The following is a 21,854-nucleotide window of genomic DNA, read 5'->3' as shown; positions in this document are numbered from 1 at the left end:
TGTTCAATTGTGTCATAATGATCGGTTTCTTTTAAATCAGCTCTATATCTCTTGATATAATGGTGCTTGAAACATGAGCAATCTAAAATATGGGTTCGATTACCAAATCAACTCGTCGGTTCTTTGCACGTCCTTCGGGCGTCTCATTGTTGGCAATAGGCAAAGTCTCGCCATAGCCAACGGCATCGATATCGCCTGAATTGACACTCGTCATATTGGCGAGCAGATAGTCGCGGATCGCGTCGGCCCGGTTTTGCGACAATTCAAGATTTGTGATATCACCGCCATAGGAATCAGTGTAACCCTGAATATGTAGGGCGTAATCAGGAAATATGTTGATCGCATCTCTTACGATAGTCAACAGGGCGAAGTTCTTTGGTTCAATCTCGGATTTCCCTGAAGCAAAGTTCAATCCTACCAGTCGAATCAGGATATCGTCACCATGCCGGAGAACGATTGCCTGTTCCGGCTGAAAACGTCTTTCGATATCGAGAAACATATCCCGTATCTTTGATCGCTGCTCAAGCTGGTCGGTCAAGGTGGTCCTTTCTTTGCCCGCGTCTCCCAACTGATCTTCCAGCTCGGTGATCCTGGCAGTCATTGTCAGCATATCCATATCCCGATCGGCCAGAGTTTGCTCGATAATAAGCGCGCTGTCTTGCAGAGATTTGGTTTGCGCGATAATCAGATTTGTCGGATTTGCAAAGCCTTCGTCAAACTCAACGGATAGATCCAAGTTGAGTGCTATCTGTCTTAAATAATCTTCAAAAGACAAATATAAATCCTCAAGTTTCTTGTCGTCCTTTTCTATTTGTCTAATCGTTTTATTCAAATAGAGAGCGTGCTTTGCCTCGTACTGTGCCCCCAAAGCCAGACCTCTGGGTTCATCGGTATCATAGCGGTCTTTGTTCAAGCTGGTTTCGGCCCGCGACATTAAATCCTTTGCCTTTTTCAAAGTCACGGGAGCCTTATCTTTAACATCGCTGTCTTCAGCCTTCGTTAGCAGACTGCGTGTGTTGTCCAGATAGTTGGTTTTAATGGCCACAAGCTCCGCCTGGCGATAAATGTCACCTGCCTCGGCAGCCTTTTTTTGTGCGTCGTTGACATCTCCTTCTTCCAACTTAATTGCGGCTTCCTTGAATTTCTTTTCTGCTTTTTGCCATAATTCACCGGCGTTTTTCTGCGATTCAGAACTTAGCGCATTTGTCCGCAAAGTTAGAACATTCTTGAAAGTTACATTGGCCATATCAACGGCATCTATTGATCTTCCAAAGTATTTCATCGATTCTTTGAGCTTCTCCTTGATACCTTTAATATCTTTACCTTTGTCGTAATCGGATGAAGCTTCAGAATACAGCTCCATAGCTTTCTTAGTACTTTTGGGCGCTAAAAGATCGGCTTGAACTTCATTTGAAACTGCAATTATACTATCAGCTTCATGAAACATGAGAGCCTTGACTTTCTCATCGCCGGCAAATGCCGAGCTGATCATAAGAATAGCCAGGACTGTCATTATTACCATTATTTTATTCATTTTTGGTATCCTTTTCCATTAAACATTTGTTTTATCAAGCTATTTAAGTTGTAATGATGTAATAAGGTTTTTTGTGCTCAAATAACTCTTCAGATCTTCCTTGATTAAATGCTATCTTCATCAGGTTGCATTACATTTAAAACACACTCCGTGGATAACTAAAACCTTTTCGCGGCCGATTTAAGGGCCACACTTACTGAATCCCATGCAGAAGAAATGCCTTCCTTCATATCTTCCCAGGCATCATCGCTGGATTCCTTGAGCTCATTTAGTTTTTCTTTTGCCATTTTGTGCTTCTCCTGCAACACTTCGATCTGTTTGTGATGCCAGGGTTCTTCGGCTTTGTCTGCTCTTGTTTTCAGTCTGTCGATCTCTGCGCTAAATTCGTCAAGCTGTGTCTGCAGTTTCTGTTCATATGCTTCTTTTTGGTTCATAATAAACCTTCCTATTTTTTGAATATCCAATATTTACGTCTGCTGTAAGCGAGTTCCGCTATGCCTTAATTGCAGATCGGAGATCGCTGTCAAGCTGCTCCAGCTTGGCCAGCACTGTCGCTGTTGTTTCAGAGTAAAGGTCTGCCTGTTTCTTGAGCTCTGAGTTCAGAAGTTTTCGTAATTCCGTGAAGCGCGAAGTTTCGGCATTGTCAGCAAGTTCTTGAGTCGCCTGCATCTCCCGCGAATGATGACGTTCCTTGAAGAATCCAGATGTCTTTGAATAGATAACGAACACGAGGAACAATACCGTGAACAGGACCAGCAATGCCAGCATCAGGAACCCGAGAGGCGCCTGAATAGTGGCAACCCCCAGTGAAATAGTTGTCGACATTGTGATTGCGCTCCAGTTGAGTGCTACAAAAGCGGCAATTGCAAATAAGACAATTACCATCAATAAAGTGCGAATTTTCATTTTAACCTCCAACGAGTTTTGCGGGACGCCAATTCGGAAACAGGCTCGCCGCCCGTCGTCCGGACGGCGTTATCCGCTTCAGTTCGGATCCCGCGGTTTTGGTGGCAAAGGCGCCTGAATTACAGACCGAGTTTTGTCTGGGCTTCGTGCAGTTTCATGCGCTGCTCGACAACCTTTTTCTGTTTCGATGCGACCTTCTCAGTTGCGCTTGCCAGCTCTTTTTGCAATTCCAGAAGATCTACTTCAAGTTCACTGAGAACCTGAGAGGCGGTATTCCTGGCCAGATCGCCCGTATTGGCGATCGATGGCCAATCATATTCGGATCGTTTCTGCTGCAGATCGCTTTCGCGCTGGAGGACTAGAATCATCATATCCGCGTGATCCTCCTCGGACTCTGCTAAATCCACTTCAGCCTCACGAAGATCTTTAAGACGCTTTAGCAGGTCGATTGCCTGTTTGTTGGCCTTCTCTTCGATCTTAAGAGATGTCTCCTCGGACTTGTGCTTGCCGCCTTTAGCGTTATCCTTGCGGTCTTTGATATCGTCGATCAACGATTCTCGGCTTTCGATAGCACCGGCGATCTGCTCAAGACGCTCGACGGCCTGCATATTGTGATTGATAGCGAGTTGTCGGGTGACCCTCGCGTTTTCGAGTTCAGTGACGATCTCTTGTGCGCTGCGCGTCGGCACAACGACCATATGCGGGTCGGCCGGCAACGGACGTTGGGGTCCCTGCGCGTATCCGACAATGGCCGAAAGTATAATCGCAAGCAAGACGGATAAAAAACCTATCGTCGTGAACACTCTTTCCCTATATCTCATTGGTCGTACCTCCTGTTGTCCCCACTGGACAACGTTCAGGGGCTTTTTTAATAGTATTAGTATTATTTGTATTGTCAGGTATAAGATAGCTGATTCAGGCAATGTGTCAATCGGCCGGAAGATTGAAAAGGGATCTAACCCAACAGAGCGAGGGGGATATCGCTCCTTTTATGGTTCTGAGCTGAAGCATTGTTGTTTTAAGCCGTTGTATCGGTGCGTATGGCCAGTTGCTGAATACTTGGACGAAGTAATCCCTGCTTTTCATCCAGTTCTCCGATTGCTGGAGCTGTCAGGACTGGCCGTTATGCCTACTGACGAACGACGGATTAGAGATCCCCGTCACCACCATTCCTTCGACGCAGAATCGCGGCGGTGTCACTCATGACTCATCCTGGAGTCCTTGCCCAGGTGGGGGTGGATCGGTTCTATACCTTCTTTGATCCAGTTGCCGCTCGAGGGTGCTCTCAATCAATCTGGTTAACTTTTCTGCAGCTCCATCGACGGCTTGATCTATGGTTGAAGCCCGGTGAGTTATAGCGATGGGTTGGCGTCCTTCAAGACGGGCTTCCAGCATACAACGCAAAGCGTCATGGCCGGTCTTTTTATTGCTGTTTTCATCGCTTAGGTGGATCTCCACTCGTGTGATGTGATCGCTGAATCGGCTCAAGGCACTTTCCACGACACTACTGAGTTCCGTGGCCAGTGCCTCATGAATTGTGATGTTGTGGCCGCTGCCTATTTGAATCTGCATGGTGTTCTCCTCTATTAGTTTTCAATTGCTCAATATCGGTAAATAACGGTCAGTCCTGTCCGCCAAAGTACAACCTTGGCCGGGATGACTTAATCTTGACCACCGCTCTGCCCGACCAGCACCAATATCATCCCCACCGAGCCCTCCGGCTTCGCTGGACCGAACTTATCGGTCGATGCAACCAGTAGGGCATGAACTGACCCGCGCGTATTTAAAATACTGCTGAAGCCTGCAGCTCATCCGTGCGTTTCGTTCCGATTTCGGAAGTGTTTCCCTTCCAGCCTGTCAACTCGATACCCAAACCGTGAATTTCCTGTGAACCATTGGAGTATAAGATTGAGTCGGTTGAGATTCTTGGGAGTGCACTCGGGCGACCGTTTCATGGCCTTTTGCGACAGATTAACGAAGATTTTTGATTCTTCCCGGCTGAACCGTTCAATCCACCGCGGCGAAATCAAGACACGCTTTCCGGCCCACCAGTTCCTGGCATCCACGACCAGATATCGAATCGACCAGGTCTCCTCGTCGATGATGAAGTCTTCGACGTGGCCAATCGCTCCATCCAACGCCTCGATGTAATGACCGATCACATCTTTCGAACTGCGCAGATTGCTATCCCAGGCCTTCTCACGGAGAACCATTTCTTTCCGTGCGTCCGGATCTCTTACGATGTAGGAGCTGTTGCCCCACGCGTATGAACCATACCTGTAATTTGACAAACCATAGAAACTATTGTACTGCGTTTCATACTGGCGAGAAACCGGTTGGTCGGTGTACAGCGATGGGCTTTCCTCGATCTGCTTCTTGGTCAAATGCACCGGAAGGACCCGCTCAGCATCATTAGGAGCAGTCAAAGCATATGGCGAAATGAGAACCTGTCTGCCGCTTAACCAACTTCCTGTATCAGCAACCAGGTAACGCACTGCCCAGAAGCGGTCATCAAAATAAAACTCAATGGCTTTACCAATGTCACCGTCTTGGGCACGGAGCTTGAACCCAATAAATTCTTTGGCTTGTCGTAACATTACAACCACCTCTTTTACTTTATGAAATTGCTGTTTCTGAATACTCAATGTTCATCATTATATTCACCATACTGGTTTTGTGCGGCTTGTAACCTGTATCAGCAGGTAAATATATAATGAAAAGATAACTGAATTAGCGGTTCCCGCAATCGGCCAAAGTATTGAAAAGAGATCTAGTCCCTGTGGCTGAGACTCTGCAGCTACTCTTGCGAGTCGGAGTTCTTAGCCTTCCTGACCATCCCCTCGGTAAGGGCAAAGGAGGCCAGTTCCAGCCGGGTGTGAAGAGCGAGTTTTTCTAGGATGTTATGGACATGACTCTTGACCGTATGAACGGCGATATGAAGTTCGTTGGCGATTTCTTTGTTACTCATTCCCCTTGCAATCAGATTTACAACGTCAAGTTCGCGGCGGGTCAATTTCACGGCCTTCATCAGTCGGTCGGCCTTTCCACTCTGGACCGCATACTCGACTATATGTGAAAAGAGAGAGTCAGTTAATTATGGCGGCAGCACCTTCTTCCCCTCGGCAACCGACCGTATCGTGTTCAGAAAATCGTCAATCGTGGCATCTTTGAGAATAAAACCGGACACTCCGGCCTGGACGAATTCAACGATTTCGCTCTGGGCCGGCATGAGATCCATCACGACAATCTGGGCACGCGTGAACTCTTTCTTGATGAGTCCGGCTATCCGCAGGCTATTCTGGCTCCTCAGACCCAGATCAAGCAGAACGACCTGGGGTTTAAGCTTCTTCGCCTTTTCCATGGCATCGCCATTGCCTGAACTCGATACTGCCCGAATATCCAGCTGCTCATTGAGCATGCCGGTTATACTCTCACGAAGAAGACGATTGTCTTCTATTAATAGAACTCGAATTTTAGACATTTCTCATTATACCACAATCTCGCTGACACGAATTATTCCATATAAAATAAATGACAGGCAAAAAGATGTCAAGCAAAAAACTATCGTCTCCTCTTCACGGAACAAGTTAGGATATATAGTGTTAGACGATTATTGAACGCCGGCAGCATGCCTCTTTTACTCTTGAATGAAAATAAACTCGGTCATTTCCACGATTCAAACGTAAGGTATATATAAGCAACGTTTCCAAGTTGGCTGTTTATCAAGCCTTGCTCTAGCAAATCAATACTTGCCAAATCGCTCATCTGGTGACAATAGCGCTATTATGCGCCAATAACGTCTCCTTAAGTCATTAGCGGTGCAATGCCCCATCGTTACGGTAGAAATGAGTGTCGTATGAACATCAATATCCATAACCTCTCACCGACAACCTCCCGTGAGGATCTCCTTGATTGCTTTGAAGAATATGGTGTAGTATTAGAAGTCAGTGTAGGCACGTACACAGTAGAAGGCAAATCCCGAGCCTTGGGGTTTGTAGAGATGCTTTCGGACGAGCAAGGACAGGCGGCTATCGACGGCTTGCAAGGCAAGGAGCTGGCCGGAAACTTGTTGGTGATTAATAAGGAGTAAGGGGAATGAAAGGAATGAACCAATCATGTGTCGGATGGCATACAAGGGTGAACCTAAACCTGGTCCAGTTCAGGACCTGGCGACTTGTCGAATATACTCCGAAACGACAATGAAAGGCAGGAAAATATGTTAATCGCAGCATGGATAACGATCGGACTTTTTACCGGCTTCATGGGCGGTGTGCTGGCCACTCACAAAATACAAGCGGTGCGAGTTAAGGCTCGCTCTTCACAATAGACACATAAATAGGAAAGGAACCCATGTTAAAAGACAAGAGAAGTAGCTTTGGTGTTCTTGCGCGGATCCGTGGTTTACCAGATTGCACTGACGAACTTCGATATCGCTTGCGTGAATTGGTCAATTTGATTCAAAGTCGATTTGGCTGTCTTTCGTGCGAGTTGATTGAGAATAGTCGTGATTCGACGGAATTCACCCTCCTGGAGGAGTGGTCGAACGAGAAAGCGCATTATGCCCAACTTAGAACCGAACCGATCCAGAAAGTAATGAAGGCGGTTCGCCAACTTATCTCAAGTGAACTGGACAATCGTAGACACGTCCTGCAGTCAAATTCAGTCAGATATGCCGCTAACAGCTATTGCCTGGCGGTTGGGTGACCTGCAACCAGTCCTGACGCCGGGGTAGGAGTTCGATTTCAAATCTCAGCAATGTGTCAACACACAAAAAAGTGAATCCATGTGGATATGTATGTTGGCAATCTGTCGCCCGGGACATCGGGGGGGAAAGCTTCACAAGGATTTCGAGATGTACGGCAAGGTGGACAAAATCACTATTGACGAACACTCACAGGATCAGGGTGCTTTTGGCTTCTGCTTCGTAGAGATGCCTTTCGATATCCGGGCGTTATGGGCGATCCAAAAATCAGACGGTAAGATATTTAACGGAAATTAGTCGATCATCAAGAAAAACGGCCTGAGTCTATGAACCTACAGAACCCGATTGCCTGCGAATTAATCGTTTGCGAACCCTATGTCATCACTTACTCTACGTCATGCGAGCTAGATCCAAAACCACTCCTTAGGGCGATTGACATCTGTGTCTGGAAGGACGTACTTGCAGATGTGAAGAACCAATCTGTACAACGGCAACGGGAGGTGGTATAGTGCACGGTGTAGTTCCGAATGAACGGTTCGTTAACATATTACGTTGAAAATGACACAAAAATAATTTGTACACGATCATGTGTCAGTAAATGAATCAAAATCACATTATAACCCTAAACAAGGAGTAATTATTATGATGGATATCAAGAAACGCTCAGAGAAACAGGAAGAGTTCGCGAGCAAGAAGATTGAGAAATCGATCAGGAGTGCAGGTGCCGACGAGAAAACGGCGCGAAGCATCTCCGAAGGCGTCAAGCACAGAGATGGTATGAAAACCTCGGAAGTGCGCAAACACGTTATCGAGAAACTCACGCACCATGACGCGAAACTCGGCAAGGCCTATGAAGATTATAGGAAGCCGGCTCCTGCCAAGAAGTAAGGTCTAGTTGGATCGATAGGCCTGAAGGGAAATGGACAACCCTTCAGGCCGACTCGATTCCAGCCGCTGCACATCGACACAACAAATGGACCGTTGAGGAGATCTTTACGATGAACAATACGAAGCACTCAAGGAATACCTGGTCGATAATCCTTGCAGGCGGAGAAGGTACCCGGATGCGCGCTTGGATTAAGGCTTCATTTGGCGTCTCAGAGCCCAAGCAATTCTGCGTTCTGCACGGCAAAAGGTCGATGTTCCAGTTGACTCTGGATAGGGCTCGACAAATCGCTCCCGATGGCAAAATAGTCGCGGTAACAATTCGCGATTTTGAACAGATATCGAAGAAACAGATTGAAAAACGCCATGTCGACCTATTGATACAACCTTCCAATCGGGGAACTTCCGGAGCCATCTACTTTGCTCTAAGCCATATTATGTCGCATGACCCCAGTGCCCGAGTGGCGATATTCCCCTCCGATCACTTTGTTGAGCCGGAAGCTACCTTCGTCACATCAATCCGAGGTGCTATCAATTTGAGCGCCTTGATCCCTGATAAACTGATGCTGATTGCAACATTACCCGACAGAGTGGAATCTGATTATGGTTACGTTTTACCTGGTGCTACTATTGCCACCTATGGTGGGAATCGGTTGAGCTCTGTGACAGGCTTCCGGGAAAAGCCATCCGCGGGGGAAATCGGTAGTATCCATAAGGCCGGCGGTCTTTGGAATACATATATAACTATAGGTACCGTGCAAGCCTTCTTCGACGTTGCAGCAATCTGCGTCCCAGAAATTCTGGATGGGTTTTATCATTACCAACCAACCATTGGGGGCTACCTAGAAAAGGAAGCCCAGGTATCCTTATATCAGAATATTTCGCCAGGCGACTTTTCCAAGGACGTTCTACAGAATGTACCGCATCGTCTGGCAATGTATCAACTCAACAACGTGCACTGGAGTGACTGGGGGCGACCGGAACGGGTTGACAGAAGCAGTGTCAAATTGAATGCCGACGATGAACCGATGTACCCACAATTGTGATGCTCACTTTGAAGCCATGACATAATATCATCTCGGTGGTCTAAGACTCAAGTTGTAATTAACCCTTTTAGAAGGATCAGATGAAAGAAAAAATTGGAACATCAGCCGGGAAGGTTTGGCGAATTCTTAAGAAGAACGACGAAGTGGCAATTTCGAAGTTGCCGAAGGTTTTGGGTGAAAGTGAATCTGTAACCTATCAGGCGCTTGGCTGGCTGGCGCGCGAGGGAAAGATAGAGTACCGCTCCGAAGGCCGCGCTACTTTCGTGTCGTTGATTAAGTGATTCGTTGTATTCATTATTCAATGAAAGATGCTGCAAATGAGTAATGGCTCGGAAATCTGACTCTAAATTTGGCAATAAGGCTTTAACAAGTTACTGGAGTCTCCGCGAAAGGTAAAGACGGAAAACACGGCCTTGCGGCCTGTTGCTACCGGGAGGCTTATCGCAGTGGCGATATTTAAAATTATCGCACCGACACAGTGTTTCACGCAGGTTCCGGCAGGACATGTTGGCGTGATTGACGTCTTTGGCGATGTTTGCATCCGATTTTAATGGTGACGACAACATTGATATCGCGATAACGCATGGAGATACTTCAGCGATTTCGATCCTGTTTAATAATGGGGACGGTTCTTTTCTTGGGCCCGTCATGTATCAATATAACAATCCGAATTGGGTCCCTTATTATAGCTGGAGCGCGGTGTCACTTTTTGCGGGAGATTTCGATGGTGATGAAGATAATGATCTGGCCATATGTCATCATGGAACCAACCAGGTTTCGATACTGACCAACGACAGCAGCGGGGTATCTTCCTTTAACTCACTAAAAACGGTCGGGGAATTTCCCTGGCATATCTATGGGGCTGATTTAGACGGCGACATGGATATAGAACTGGTCGCCGCCAACTGGCAATCGGATGATATTACCATTTTACACAATGTTACGGGTCCGTATGATTCCTATATTTGCGGTGATGCTGACGGCAGCGGATCGGTTAATATACTCGATGTAACATGCTTGATATCCTACCTGTATAAAAGCGGCGCCGCTCCGGTAGCTGAAGAGGCTGGTGATGCAAATGGAAATGGGGCCATAAATATATTGGATGCGACCTATCTCATTAACTACCTTTATAAAGGCGGACCGGAGCCTATATGCCCTTAAAGTGATCCAAAATATTTTTAGATAAAATTAGGGCCAATGATAAGTAGAACATTCATTGGCCTTTTTTATTTTGAAAAGCTGCGAAAATCGTCTAATTGCCCCCGCTTTTTATATCCTCTTAATTCACAGTCAGTTATAGACTTAAGAAATCGACCGACCTCACTCTCAGCAAACTTTCAGGCCAATCATATTTTCTTCTTGACAATGTTACCCAATCTGGGTACATTCTTACCCTAAATGGGTACGAAGTCAAAAGACATATCGGCAGTTCTTTTTCCGGGAACGAAACGTAAGATTCTGGCGCTGTTCTTTCTCAATCCGGATCAAGAGTACTATTTCTCTGAAGTTGTCCGTCTGACAGGTACTCGTCAGGGTGTAATTCAGCGAGAGTTAAAGAGCCTTGCTGATGCGGAAATCCTGAATACTGAGAAGCGTGGTCGGCAGAAATTCTATTCAGTGAATCGACGACATCCAATCTTTCCAGATTTACGCAATGTCATTTTCAAGACGTTCGGCGTCATAGGGAAAATCAAAGATGCGTTAGAACCGATAGGGAAGAAAATCGAAATTGCATTTGTATACGGGTCATTCGCCAGAGGACAAGAGGTTTCTGGCAGTGACCTTGATCTCTTTCTTATTGGTAAAGTCCAGCTTGAAGAACTGGTTACAATTCTGTCCAATGTCGAGAATGCCATCGGACGTGAAATCAATCCCACTCTTTTCTCAAAAACAGAGTTCAAGAAGAAGTGGTCACAGAAGAACCATTTCATTAGATCAATAGCCAAAGCCGAGAAGGAATTCATAATCGGATCAGAGGATGAGCTTAGACGACTGGCTGAATAACCGTTGGCTTCACCGGCACGAGACCAGCGCTGAGGAAATCAAGGCGCTGTTGCATAGCGCCGAGGAAGATATCCGCAGTGCACAAATTGAAGGCATCGCGGCCGGATGGCGACTCAACATGGGTTACACTGCGGCATTGCGGTATGCCCGTGCCGCATTATATGCTTGTGGCTATCGTCCTGGGCGGGAGCGCGAACACGAACGAACCATTGATTCACTAACTTACACGGTGCCCTCGATTGAGACTGACACAATTAAGCTTCTGCACAAGATCAGGAAAATGCGTCATGTAGCCACCTATGATTCAGTCGATATGATTTCCGATGCCGAGGCGGAGGCAGCGATGAAGGTTGCTGTGGAACTTGGGCAGATAGTCCGGAAATGGCTCTCCAATGAATATCCGCAGCTCTTAAGCTGAGATCGATGATGACGTCTGACGACATTCCAGTTGTATTTACTCCGGATAATGAACCCTATTTGGGACGGAACTTGCTGTATCACTTCGACCTTATTATCGCTTCATTGATGGAGCAGAATGCCGATACCGCCCCACAAACTCACTTTAGCAAACTGACGGACGAGCAAAAAATGGCCTGTCAAGTCATTCCACAGGCGATCAGTATTGCGCTATCTATTCGCGAACTCATAAGACAAGGATATTTGTTCGGTGCACATGTGCTCAAGAGGGCTTTGATTGAGCGAGCGACCATATTGCTTTATCTACATTTGTGCCCGGATGAAATACAAATATGGAAGAATGGGTGGCATCAGAAGGAGGCACCGAGTCTCGCGAAAATGTTCGACGTTATTCAATCTAAACAGCAACGAGGCTCCATAGTTCGCGGAAAAGATCTGACGGCATCTATGAATTCTCTGTTGCACGCAAAACCGGACTCTGCCCCTTGGAACTTAATCTCACTCAATCAGAATCGAGTGGGTCATGCGGTTTCGAAAATATTGAACCGGCCTGACCTATGCGACGAATTATGTGCTGAGGTGATTCCGTGGATCGCTGTTGTACAGGGAATGATGGCGGCCTATTTCCCCGGAGAATCATCACACTGAGTCGTGCCTATCCGGATTCGCCCTGAAATGTGCGCCGCATAGTGAAAGGGGAATGATCGTGTTTTGGTTATCTCAGGATTGAACCAAATGATTATTCGGCTAACACAGAAGCTCGCTAAGAAGATCAAAGTCGTTCCCGCTCCTGCGCTGCCGCCGCACGACAATCCGCTGCTTGACTGGACCGCGAACCTGTTTATGGTATCGCGCTGGCAGTGTATCATCCTCACCAACTCAGCGAGCTTGTATTCTATTGTTTTTCCCGGCAAAGGTGTTCCCAATGGACAGGCTCTCATGGAGCGGGGCATGAAGGCTCTGGACGACTGTCTCACGCGCGATGGTATTCTCGGTCTTTATGAGTTCGAAATTGCCCCGTCAATAGGCTCGGTCGATTTCTGCAAGGCTAGAGACAAGAGCGTGCTGGCCTCGATGAACCAACTCGTTTTCGATGCGAAGTGGCAATTACTGGAAAGGAGCCATCCGCTCTCTCTTGTAAATCAGAGGCTCAATAGAACACCGATGTCGAAGCTGGGCTGGCGGTATGCTGTCGACGAACTTCTGGCTCTTGCCGACCGGTCGCGAGCGTAGTGCTGCTCGCTTATCGTATTATCTTCCAGCGTGTTCCATTTGCCGTCGAATACTCGATTCTCATGGGAAACTCGAATTCTACAAAAGTTTGGGGAGAGTGATATTGGGGCCGCTTTTTCCAAACCATTATCCATCAATACCTTACAAGCGCCACAAAGCCGACATCGCTCTCCCCATACTTTCTTATTTGCCGACAATATAGTAGTACCAGATATCTCAATTAAGGTTCATCCTTTAAACCGAATTCAGATAGCAAAACATGTGATAGAATTCACTTGCGGGAGGGAAGGCAAATTCAATAAATTAGTGTAGTTATATTTATAGCAAAGAGTCCGCTAATGGCGCAAGTGTACTCTTATTGCAAAGTATCTTAGCCTCGCCGGGCTCTCTTGCCATTGGGTGTGAAAAACTATTAGTAAAGAGGAGAATACCATGTTAAGAAGAACAATTAATGTTTTCCTTGGTTTCTTGACGGCATCAATACTGGCTTTGAACTCCACTTGCGATGGTACTGATAATGGGACCAACCCCGAACCTCCGACTGCGCCGGTACTGCTTACATGTGCTGTCACGTATATCACACAAACAACGGCCGAGTGTTGCGGTAATATCACTTCGGATGGCGGTTCCGCCGTAACTGCACGGGGTGTCTGCTGGAGCATAGATCCAACACCTACGATTGCTGACAGTAAGACCACTGATGGTTCGGGTGCGGGGGTTTTCAACAGTTTGTTAACGGGTTTGACCGCGAACACGCGCTATTATGTGCGAGCTTATGCGGTCAACAATGCCGGCACGGGATATGGAGATGAGGAATCATTCACTACGACAGCTCCTTCAAGTACAGTTACCGACATAGACGGGAATGTGTATGAGACGGTGACTATTGGCTCACAAGTGTGGATGGCTGAAAACCTCAAGGTCACTCATTATCGCAACGGCGACCCGATACCCAACGTGACCGACAGTGCCATTTGGTCAGGCTTAACTACCGGAGCCTATTGCAACTATGAAAACGACCAAGGCCATGTTGCTACGTATGGCAGATTGTATAACTGGTATGCTGTAGATGATGGTCGGAATATAGCTCCTGAAGGCTGGCATGTGCCCAGTGATGCGGAGTGGAAACAGCTGGAAATATATCTGGGGATGAGTCAATCGGAGGCCGATGCTACTGGCTTTCGCGGTACTACTGAAGGCGGGAAGCTAAAGGAGGCGGGCGGAACGCATTGGGCCAATCCCAATGCCGGAGCTACAAACGAAAGTGGTTTTTCCGGGTTGCCCGGCGGCGTCCGCTACGACTATGGATCATTATTCTACAATCTGGGTACCTACGCCGCCTTTTGGTCCTCTTCGGTGGGCAGCAGTGGCCGTGCGTGGGCTCGCTACCTGCATTGGTACCATTCGCAGGTCCAACGTTACGACTACTTCATGCACGATGGTTATTCAGTTCGTTGTGTCCGGGATTATTGACATGTCGGATTGGTAGCCTGTAGTTAGGAGAAAGCGATACGCATGTCAAGATATATTGACTTATATCTGCTTTTCAAAGTGCAGTCCTTACTGTGGATGTTTTGCCGCTCCAGTGGAAGACAGGCATTGCACTTAGTGATGGGGATCGAGCAGATGTTGAACCTGATCACGTCCCCTATTCGGTTGTTACTGAGTGGCCCAGCTGTCTATAAAGGTGTAGTCATATGCTTAGGTACTTGCTAACCTATAGATCTTCGGTAAAGGCAACCGGCTTGGTTTTGCTGGCTTTGGGCATTGGCGGTTCCGCCGTTTTGGTAGTTGTTCTTTGGGGAGAGGAGGCCGGTTTCCTGATGGCAATTGTGCCAGCCCTTATTGCCGTTGTAATTACTGCCAGCATCTGCGGAAACTTCTCGCACTCTTTGCACTGTGACGGCTGTAAATGGGTCGGGAGCCTTGCAGATCTTACACATAACGGAGGGATATGCCCTCTGTGCAAAGGTAGTAGGTTTACGTTCACCGTTCGAATTTCAGAAGAATCGAAAATCAGGTGGTTGACCAACGAAAGAATCACCACGTATGAATACTTTATTATACCCAACAAGACCTACGAGGAGTTGCTGAATGCTGAATCAATGATCTGGAAGTACCCACCAACCTACTGGTGGAAGTCCAAGACAAAAGGTGGGCGTGGCAACAATTGAATTGCTAATCGGAGGTGAAGCACTTTGCAGAATCGGATGATATGATGGAAGAGCATAGACTGACCCCGGAAATACTTGAGTCGCGCAAATTTTACGATACATTGCGTCACGAAGTAGTTCCCTGTATGACTCTGGTTGCAGTGTGTGATGAAGGCAGAGGCTATTATTGGGATGATTTTGTCGCTATCATGATTCTGGTTGGCGAAAATTTTGTGGCTCTGACCTATGGTGGAGATATGCCAACGGCCGATTGGTTACAGATGATTCGCAACTGCTATAAAACTCTGAATGATCCAACCCTGATGACCGAGATTTGCAAATCACTCTGTTATTTTGCATCGATTGAAATCGATACCGAAGAATACAAGCTACATGAGTATAGGGGCGGAGACTGGACCGGCATCTATTCAAAAGCTAAACGTAACGCATTGAAACGCCTTTATTATCTTATGCCTGATTCCTGGCCGCAGTCTTACAGGGAGACTATACAGAAGTTGAATCTAGGGCGCGGCGAAGATGATTATTATGCATCACGACATGAAAAGTTTGTCACCCGCCTGAACCATATGTTGTATAATACGAAGTTTCGCAATACGGCCGGCGCCTTTGATACCCGATATGGCAGGATACTTCCTCCGGAAAATGGACAATTATCGGTATATGAACTCCCGATCGAGACATATAATGTGGGCCACGTTGAACCAATCACCGATAATTCCTGTGCTATAAACCTCGAAGAGGCCAAGGAGTATATAAAGAACCTTCATTTTGATATTAAGGGAGAAAACAGGATTGTTTCACCCAGTGGCAGTGAAACAGTCTTCCCTCTTTATGGCCTTGCTGCGCTGGCTTTTCTGATAAAGTCATTGCCTGGTGTTGCTGAAGACGGCAAGGAATCGTTCGCGGAACTTCTTTCTTGCCTGCCTGAATGCAATTTCGATTTTGCGTCGCTTCGAGATATATACACATGCATTCAATTAGGCTCTGGTATAGTCCTTATTAAGCTGCTTTTTGAAGGTATGCTGGGCCTTGGAGGGGACTTGTTTCCAAGTCATGAGCTAAGGAGATCACTGTGGTACTTTGATCCTTATTTCCACGGCATTATGGTAACTGCTCTGGATGTTCAGCGGAATGTGATCTTGAAACTCATACAATCGGAATCAGGCAAATTGAGTAACTAATTGATAGTGTAACTACCACAAGATAAATAGGTGTCCTGATATTTATACCGAAGTGAATTGGTGGCAAATGGGCTTTTACATTTCTTCGAAAGCAGGTGAATGAAGAAGAGAATACTTTTTATCAGTGGTTCTCTTGGTCTCGGGCATGTCACTAGAGATATCGCCATCGCCAGGGAGATTCGATCGCTTCGCCGAGATGTAGATATTTTCTGGCTGGCCGCGCATCCCGCCAGTCTTTTTCTCAAGGAAAATGGAGAAACGCTTCTTCCCGAGGCATCGGATTATCTCGACGAAAATTTGATCGCTGAAGCGAGCTCTCGAGGCTCAAAGCTGAATCTGTTTCGCTATGGCAAAGCTTTTCGCCGTCAATGGCAGCACAATATTGACTTCATTGACCGTGTGACATCCCGGGATAATTATGATCTTATAATCGGCGATGAAACGTATGACCTGGTGACAGCCTTCAAAAAGCGCCCACACTTGAAAAGGTCACCCTTCGTAATGATTTATGATTTCGTCGGATTTGATGCTATGACACGCAATCCTCTAGAGCAACTAGGGATTTATATGATGAACCGAATGTGGGCATCGGGTTTTCCGGACAAACCTCCTGTTTATGATTTGGGGCTTTTTGTTGGTGAAGTAGAAGATGTACCTGATAAGCGCTTCGGCTTTATGCTACCCAATCGGCGCGCTTTTGCAAAGACGCGATACAGGTTTGTTGGGTATATCCTGCCATTTCAACCGAAGGATTACTTCGATGGCGGAGAGATACGTTCTCGGTTAGGATATGGCAAGGAGAAACTGATCATCTGTGCCATTGGCGGGACATCAATTGGGCGGGAGCTTCTTGAGCTATGCGGGAGATCCTATCCATTTATCAGGGAGAAGATTCCTGATGCTCGGATGATACTCATAACTGGCCCGCGCTTGTCCGGCAATTCAATCCATGCTCCGGAGGGTGTTGAAGTAAGGGAGTATGTGCCATCGCTCTATCAGCATTTAGCTGCCTGCGATCTGGCGATTGTGCAAGCCGGAGGAACGACCACCCTGGAATTAACAGCACTAAGGAAGCCGTTCCTATATTTTCCGATCGAAGGTCATTGCGAGCAGGAGAAATACGTCTCAGGGCGGCTTGCTCGGCATCGGGCCGGTGTAGGGATGAAACTGTCGGAAACCAACCCTCAAATACTCTCAGAGAAGGTGGTTTACAACATTGGCAAAGAGGTAGACTACGTTTCAATTCCCACCGACGGAGCCCAAAAGGCGGCGCGGTATATCGCTCAATTATTCTGATAGTAGTTTATTGTCTTCCAACGAGTTCCATTCACGCTGGAGTAGCTGAAATGCACTCGGAATATGAACTCGACAAAAGTTTGGGGAGAGTGAGGTCGGGGCCGCCATAGACTTTGAAAGGCCTCGGTCGCACCCGAGACCTTTGCTTCTATGACATTCAGAAACTGGTTCGGTTGAATGCTATTTCGGTCCCCAGGCTGCAATATTATTCGCACTCACCCCGCCGGCAGTCGTGAAACTACCTCCGGAAATCAGCTTGTTGTCATAGACGGTAAGACTGCTGATGCCAGCATCCGTGCCCGATCCGAGGGCTGTCCATGACGAGCCATCCCAGGCGGCTATGTGATTGGCGGCTAGACCACCGGCCGTGGTGAAGTTGCCTCCGGCAATCAGTTTATTTTCATAAACACAGAGGGCTGAAATGTCGCCATCAAAACCTGTTCCGAGGGGTGTCCACGATAGGCCATCCCAGGCGGCTATGTGATTAGCGGTTACACCACCGGCCGTGCTGAACATCCCCCCGGCAATCAGTTCGCCGTTAAAGACAGTTAGGGCGAAGACAAAGTCATTTAGCCCTGTACCGAGGGGCGCCCATGACGAGCCATTCCAAGCCGCAATATTTTTGACACTCACCCCGCCGGCGGTGCTGAAATAACCCCCAGCAATCAGTTGGCCGCCATAGAAAGTAAAAGCATTAACACTTGGCTCGGTGCCCAAGTAGGTCATGCCGTCACCGAGCGGCGCCCAGGATGAACCATCCCAGGCCGCAATACGGCCGGCGCTCACCCCACCGGCCATGTCAAAAAAGCCCCCCGCAATCAGTTTGTTTCCAAACGTGGTAAGAGTCATAACACGTGCAACGTCGGTAGTGTAAACCAGTCCTGTCCCAAGGGGCGCCCAGGATGAACCATCCCAGGCTGCAATGGCACTGGCACTCACCCCACCGGCGGTGGTGAACCGCCCTCCTGCGATCACTTTGCTGTCAAAAATAGTGAGAGAGAAAACACCATAATTAAATCCTGTCCCCAGAGCTGCCCAGGACGAGCCATTCCAGGAGGCAATGCCATTAACGGTATCGCCTCCGGCGGTCGTGAACCAGCCTCCAGCGATCACTTTATTGTCATAAACAGTGAGTTCTCTAACGCCAGCATCCACTCCCGTTCCAAGGGGTGCCCAGACATATTGTTCGGATGAAGCCGGATTGTCATCATCTGAACAACCGGAAACCAATATGCCCATGATCATGATTATGAGACAGCAGATCCCTGCGAGAACGGAGTATCCTGATGATTTCATACAAAACCTCCGATTGTAAAAATTCTTATTCCGTTTCCAGCATGTGAAATTTTATCCGAAAACTCAATCGTAATTTCTCATTGATCGCTTTTGATTGTCTTCCAACGTGTTCCGCTTGCTGTCGAATAGCTCATTTTGACCGAAAAGGCGAATTCCACAGCAGTTTGGGGAGAGTGATATTGGGGCCGCTTTGATTGCATTTCAAGCCCTTTGGCAAGTATATCAAAGGGCTTTTTGTATATAGGGCATAATAGGGCTTATAGTGCCTCCGCCGAATCCGGAACCACTCTGGAGTTAGTTTCTAGGACCTTTCCCAATAATCCTCTTTGATTTGGTGTAAGGTAAGGGCGAGCAATGGGTTGGTCTTTTTGACAAGTGGAATTTGTGGTTTCTGGAAAACGGGGAAACTCTCGGTTACTTACCGATTGACAAAATGGTTCTTAAAGTCGTAATTGCTATTTCAATACAAATACGGAGTGGCTTTGGATACTTGGAAGTTCTACGATATTACGCATAAAAAGCACTTGGTCTGCAATCCTACAAGCGAGACCAAACTACTACACCTCGTCAGACTTCTGGACCTCCCTAAAGGGGCCGGAGTGGTCGATATCGCCTGCGGCAAAGGAGAGTTTCTGATTCGACTGGCTGAGGAATATGAAGTCAGAGGGCTCGGAGTAGATATATCCCCCTACTGCATTGAAGATTGTAAAAAGAAAGCCACCGATAGATTGTTCAAGCCTAACATCGAATTCACGCAGATGGATGGTGCCGAGTTCAGGCCCGAACAGCTTGCGAGTCTGCATTTGGCCGCTTGCATTGGGGCGAGCTGGGTGTTCAAAGACCACAATGATACGCTAAAAACATTGAAAAGTTGGGTTGTCCCGGGCGGCTTGGTAGTCGTAGGGGAGCCATTCTGGCTCCATGATCCATTACAGGAATATCTGGATGCATCAGGCAGTCAAAGGGAGACCTTTGGGACGCATGCCGATAATGTCAAGGTTGGAGAAAAACATGGGCTCCAACTTGTCTATACCATTGTTAGCGACAAAAACGACTGGGATCAATACGAGGGCCTGCAGTGGTTGGCGGCCGACGAATACGCCCGTCAGAATCCCAACGATCCGGACATAACCGAACTCATGAACCGAGTTACGTCGAACAAGAACATTTACCTCAAGTGGGGCAGAGACACTATAGGATGGGCGATTTATATTTTCAGACGTGATGAATGAGGTTACTCTCCTTGCTCCATTTTCTTTATCTTGATACCCTCCAATACATTCCGTCTGGAATCGCATTGTCAGACTGCACATCGAAGACAAATTGCACAGAAGTTTGGGGAGAGTGATATTGGGGACGCTTTTTCTGTCCCATTAACTGACAATCGGTTATGGGCTCAGTAAAGCGGCAAACCTCACTCGCCGCAAACTTTCTATCGTCTCGCCTTAGAGAATCCACCGGCGCCTGATGTTCCAGAGGCTTACTGCAAACAGACCAATGCAGAATGCTATGAGCAGGGATAAGTCGAGGGATAACGGCAAGATATAACTGCCATGCACGGCCCCGTGTAACACATCAGCGCCGTAAGTCAAAGGCAGAGCATAAGCCAGCGGTTTCAGGAATACCGGAAGTTTCTCGATCGGAAAGAAAAGCCCGCACAGGAAGATCATGGGGAAGCGGAAGAAATTCGAAAAAGTCTGAGCTTCGAACACTTCACTGACAGATACGGCGATGAAGAGGCCCAGGAAGGTCGAGGCAATAGCAATCAAGATCACGGCCGGGATAAACTCCACCCACACCAGTGTAGACAAGTCCATAAGGAATGCGGCCATGATGATCGGCACAAAAGCATTGGCCACGCCAAACAAGATTGCTCCACTGGTTTTGGCCAGCATGAGCAGCTCGAATGGAATCGGGGCAAGGAGCAATCGTTCAAAGGAACGGTTCTTCTTCTCAAATGTGACCGTTACCGAGAGCATCGAAGTGGTGCCGAACAGGATGGAGATAGCCACCACGCCGGGAAGCAGGGTGGCAATGCTGCCAAGTTCAGCTCCGGATTTGACGAAGAACATTCCTGTCCAGGCCAATGGAAAGATCAGCCCCCAACTGATGTTGGGCGGCTTCAAATAATATGTCCGCATATCCTTGAGCAGGATATTCCAGAAAGCGATCCAGTATCTCACTGCCCGCCTCCCCTCTTTTCCTTTTCTTTTCTCATCGCTTCGGCTTCCAGTCCGGTAATGCGGACGAAAACGTCCTCAAGAGATGGCCGTATTCGGCGGGCCTCCAACACTTCAGTTCCGTTATCTTCAAGAAAGCGGATGAGTGGACCTACTCCGATTGGTTGGTTTGATTCAACCCGGATCATTCCGTTTCCGCTGAGAGTGAAGTGGAGTTCCAGAAACGAGGAAGAAAGCTTGCCTTGAATATCATGTATTGAGTTCGTACATGCCAACTGAACGACATGCCTGGATTGGATAGGTTGGACAAGATTCTCAACCGTATCAATCCGGATAATCCGCCCCGACACGATGAAAGCAATCCGATCACAAAGCCGCTCCGCTTCTTCGATGTAATGCGTAGTCAGGAAAATGGTCGTCCCACTTCGGTGAAGATCGTCGATCAGCTGCCGCAATTGCCGGGCACTGGCCACATCGATACCGGTTGTCGGCTCATCTAAGAAGAGAATCGGCGGTTTGTGTATGATACCGGCGGCAATCGTCAACTTGCGTTTCATGCCTTTGGAATAACCGCCAAACTTGCGATTTGCTGCCTGGGTCAGGCCGAACATATCCAGAAGTTCATGGGCACGAGTCTCTCGTTCTTTCTTTTTAATTCCATATAGCGAGGCGCAGAAACAGAGGTTGTCGAAACCGGTGAGTTCCTGATACAGATTGCTTTCGTCCGGTACGACACCCACCATATGCTGGGCGGCTCGGGGATTCTGAGTGCAGTCGGTGCCGCTGATCGTGATCGATCCGGAATCCGGCCGAGCCAGACCTGTGAGCATGTTGATGGTCGTAGTCTTGCCGGCGCCATTAGGCCCAAGAAAGCCGAAAAGCTCGCCTCTGGTAACCTCGAAAGAAATGTCTGCAACAGCCCGGACTTCTTCGAAAGACTTACTCAGTTGCTCAACTGCGATGGCGTCATTCATTTCTGTTTATTCTCTGGCTCGCA

General features: G+C 47.6%; 26 protein-coding genes. 15 read left to right on the top strand and 11 right to left on the bottom strand.

The window, feature by feature from the left end:
- Window positions 1-82 precede the first annotated feature (82 nt).
- From JXQ28_13740 to JXQ28_13705, 8 genes are all read right to left on the bottom strand, one after another.
- On the bottom strand, window positions 83-1,534 hold the full coding sequence (locus JXQ28_13740; protein MBN2278795.1) for an OmpA family protein: 1,452 nt from the start codon (window positions 1,532-1,534) through the stop codon (window positions 83-85).
- A 158-nt stretch (window positions 1,535-1,692) separates the two neighbouring features.
- Window positions 1,693-1,968 (bottom strand): coiled coil domain-containing protein, encoded by a 276-nt coding sequence (locus tag JXQ28_13735; protein MBN2278794.1) that lies wholly within the window; start codon window positions 1,966-1,968, stop codon window positions 1,693-1,695.
- A gap of 58 nt (window positions 1,969-2,026) precedes the next feature.
- Window positions 2,027-2,440, bottom strand: coding sequence for a LapA family protein (locus JXQ28_13730; GenBank protein ID MBN2278793.1), 414 nt, complete (start codon window positions 2,438-2,440; stop codon window positions 2,027-2,029).
- 119 nt (window positions 2,441-2,559) lie between these two features.
- Window positions 2,560-3,261 (bottom strand): hypothetical protein, encoded by a 702-nt coding sequence (locus tag JXQ28_13725; protein ID MBN2278792.1) that lies wholly within the window; start codon window positions 3,259-3,261, stop codon window positions 2,560-2,562.
- Window positions 3,262-3,640: 379 nt separating this feature from the next.
- Window positions 3,641-4,012 carry an HPF/RaiA family ribosome-associated protein gene (locus tag JXQ28_13720; protein ID MBN2278791.1) on the bottom strand — a complete coding sequence of 124 codons (372 nt, stop codon included), beginning with the start codon at window positions 4,010-4,012 and terminating at the stop codon, window positions 3,641-3,643.
- Window positions 4,013-4,248: 236 nt separating this feature from the next.
- Window positions 4,249-5,085 (bottom strand): PRC-barrel domain-containing protein, encoded by an 837-nt coding sequence (locus JXQ28_13715; protein MBN2278790.1) that lies wholly within the window; start codon window positions 5,083-5,085, stop codon window positions 4,249-4,251.
- Between the two features lie 152 nt (window positions 5,086-5,237).
- Entirely contained in the window at window positions 5,238-5,468 is a 231-nt protein-coding gene (locus tag JXQ28_13710) for a response regulator transcription factor (protein ID MBN2278789.1), read from the bottom strand.
- A 66-nt stretch (window positions 5,469-5,534) separates the two neighbouring features.
- Window positions 5,535-5,921 (bottom strand): response regulator transcription factor, encoded by a 387-nt coding sequence (locus tag JXQ28_13705; GenBank protein ID MBN2278788.1) that lies wholly within the window; start codon window positions 5,919-5,921, stop codon window positions 5,535-5,537.
- Between the two features lie 375 nt (window positions 5,922-6,296).
- On the opposite strand from JXQ28_13705, the gene JXQ28_13700 reads away from it, so the two are divergent.
- The 14 genes from JXQ28_13700 to JXQ28_13635 all read left to right on the top strand — a co-directional run bounded on the left by JXQ28_13700 (window position 6,297) and on the right by JXQ28_13635 (window position 17,381).
- A complete protein-coding gene (locus JXQ28_13700) occupies window positions 6,297-6,530 on the top strand; it encodes an RNA-binding protein (protein ID MBN2278787.1) in 234 nt (77 codons plus the stop codon).
- Between the two features lie 260 nt (window positions 6,531-6,790).
- Complete coding sequence (locus JXQ28_13695) at window positions 6,791-7,144, top strand: antibiotic biosynthesis monooxygenase (GenBank protein MBN2278786.1); 354 nt, start codon at window positions 6,791-6,793, stop codon at window positions 7,142-7,144.
- A 640-nt stretch (window positions 7,145-7,784) separates the two neighbouring features.
- On the top strand, window positions 7,785-8,030 hold the full coding sequence (locus JXQ28_13690; GenBank protein MBN2278785.1) for a hypothetical protein: 246 nt from the start codon (window positions 7,785-7,787) through the stop codon (window positions 8,028-8,030).
- 110 nt (window positions 8,031-8,140) lie between these two features.
- Window positions 8,141-9,073, top strand: coding sequence for an NTP transferase domain-containing protein (locus tag JXQ28_13685; GenBank protein ID MBN2278784.1), 933 nt, complete (start codon window positions 8,141-8,143; stop codon window positions 9,071-9,073).
- Window positions 9,074-9,153: 80 nt separating this feature from the next.
- Window positions 9,154-9,354 (top strand): winged helix-turn-helix domain-containing protein, encoded by a 201-nt coding sequence (locus JXQ28_13680; GenBank protein ID MBN2278783.1) that lies wholly within the window; start codon window positions 9,154-9,156, stop codon window positions 9,352-9,354.
- A 244-nt stretch (window positions 9,355-9,598) separates the two neighbouring features.
- A complete protein-coding gene (locus tag JXQ28_13675) occupies window positions 9,599-10,237 on the top strand; it encodes a VCBS repeat-containing protein (protein ID MBN2278782.1) in 639 nt (212 codons plus the stop codon).
- Window positions 10,238-10,474: 237 nt separating this feature from the next.
- On the top strand, window positions 10,475-11,080 hold the full coding sequence (locus JXQ28_13670; protein MBN2278781.1) for a nucleotidyltransferase domain-containing protein: 606 nt from the start codon (window positions 10,475-10,477) through the stop codon (window positions 11,078-11,080).
- Complete coding sequence (locus JXQ28_13665) at window positions 11,055-11,498, top strand: HEPN domain-containing protein (GenBank protein MBN2278780.1); 444 nt, start codon at window positions 11,055-11,057, stop codon at window positions 11,496-11,498. Before JXQ28_13670 ends, JXQ28_13665 begins: the two co-directional genes overlap by 26 nt.
- A 5-nt stretch (window positions 11,499-11,503) precedes the next feature.
- The gene (locus tag JXQ28_13660; protein MBN2278779.1) at window positions 11,504-12,145 is read left to right on the top strand and encodes a hypothetical protein; all 642 of its coding nucleotides are present in this window, start codon (window positions 11,504-11,506) and stop codon (window positions 12,143-12,145) included.
- Window positions 12,146-12,385: 240 nt separating this feature from the next.
- Window positions 12,386-12,730 (top strand): hypothetical protein, encoded by a 345-nt coding sequence (locus JXQ28_13655; GenBank protein ID MBN2278778.1) that lies wholly within the window; start codon window positions 12,386-12,388, stop codon window positions 12,728-12,730.
- Between the two features lie 432 nt (window positions 12,731-13,162).
- The gene (locus tag JXQ28_13650) at window positions 13,163-14,203 is read left to right on the top strand and encodes a fibrobacter succinogenes major paralogous domain-containing protein (GenBank protein MBN2278777.1); all 1,041 of its coding nucleotides are present in this window, start codon (window positions 13,163-13,165) and stop codon (window positions 14,201-14,203) included.
- 224 nt (window positions 14,204-14,427) lie between these two features.
- Window positions 14,428-14,904: a hypothetical protein gene (locus tag JXQ28_13645; GenBank protein ID MBN2278776.1), complete on the top strand. Its 477-nt coding sequence runs from the start codon at window positions 14,428-14,430 to the stop codon at window positions 14,902-14,904.
- Between the two features lie 41 nt (window positions 14,905-14,945).
- On the top strand, window positions 14,946-16,085 hold the full coding sequence (locus JXQ28_13640; protein ID MBN2278775.1) for a hypothetical protein: 1,140 nt from the start codon (window positions 14,946-14,948) through the stop codon (window positions 16,083-16,085).
- Between the two features lie 99 nt (window positions 16,086-16,184).
- The gene (locus JXQ28_13635; GenBank protein ID MBN2278774.1) at window positions 16,185-17,381 is read left to right on the top strand and encodes a hypothetical protein; all 1,197 of its coding nucleotides are present in this window, start codon (window positions 16,185-16,187) and stop codon (window positions 17,379-17,381) included.
- Window positions 17,382-17,561: 180 nt separating this feature from the next.
- On the opposite strand, the gene JXQ28_13630 is transcribed toward JXQ28_13635, so the two are convergent.
- Complete coding sequence (locus JXQ28_13630; GenBank protein MBN2278773.1) at window positions 17,562-18,677, bottom strand: hypothetical protein; 1,116 nt, start codon at window positions 18,675-18,677, stop codon at window positions 17,562-17,564.
- A 482-nt stretch (window positions 18,678-19,159) separates the two neighbouring features.
- Between JXQ28_13630 and JXQ28_13625 the strand changes: the two genes are divergently transcribed.
- Window positions 19,160-19,909 (top strand): class I SAM-dependent methyltransferase, encoded by a 750-nt coding sequence (locus tag JXQ28_13625; protein MBN2278772.1) that lies wholly within the window; start codon window positions 19,160-19,162, stop codon window positions 19,907-19,909.
- A 213-nt stretch (window positions 19,910-20,122) separates the two neighbouring features.
- Here JXQ28_13625 and JXQ28_13620 read toward each other — a convergent pair whose 3' ends face one another.
- The gene (locus JXQ28_13620; GenBank protein ID MBN2278771.1) at window positions 20,123-20,860 is read right to left on the bottom strand and encodes an ABC transporter permease; all 738 of its coding nucleotides are present in this window, start codon (window positions 20,858-20,860) and stop codon (window positions 20,123-20,125) included.
- On the bottom strand, window positions 20,857-21,831 hold the full coding sequence (locus tag JXQ28_13615; GenBank protein MBN2278770.1) for an ATP-binding cassette domain-containing protein: 975 nt from the start codon (window positions 21,829-21,831) through the stop codon (window positions 20,857-20,859). Before JXQ28_13615 ends, JXQ28_13620 begins: the two co-directional genes overlap by 4 nt.
- Window positions 21,832-21,854 lie beyond the last annotated feature (23 nt).

The sequence above is a fragment of the Candidatus Zixiibacteriota bacterium genome (assembly GCA_016933955.1).
Taxonomy (GTDB): Bacteria; Zixibacteria; MSB-5A5; order GN15; family PGXB01; genus JAFGTT01.
This window is presented reverse-complemented; position numbering and strand designations above follow the sequence as displayed.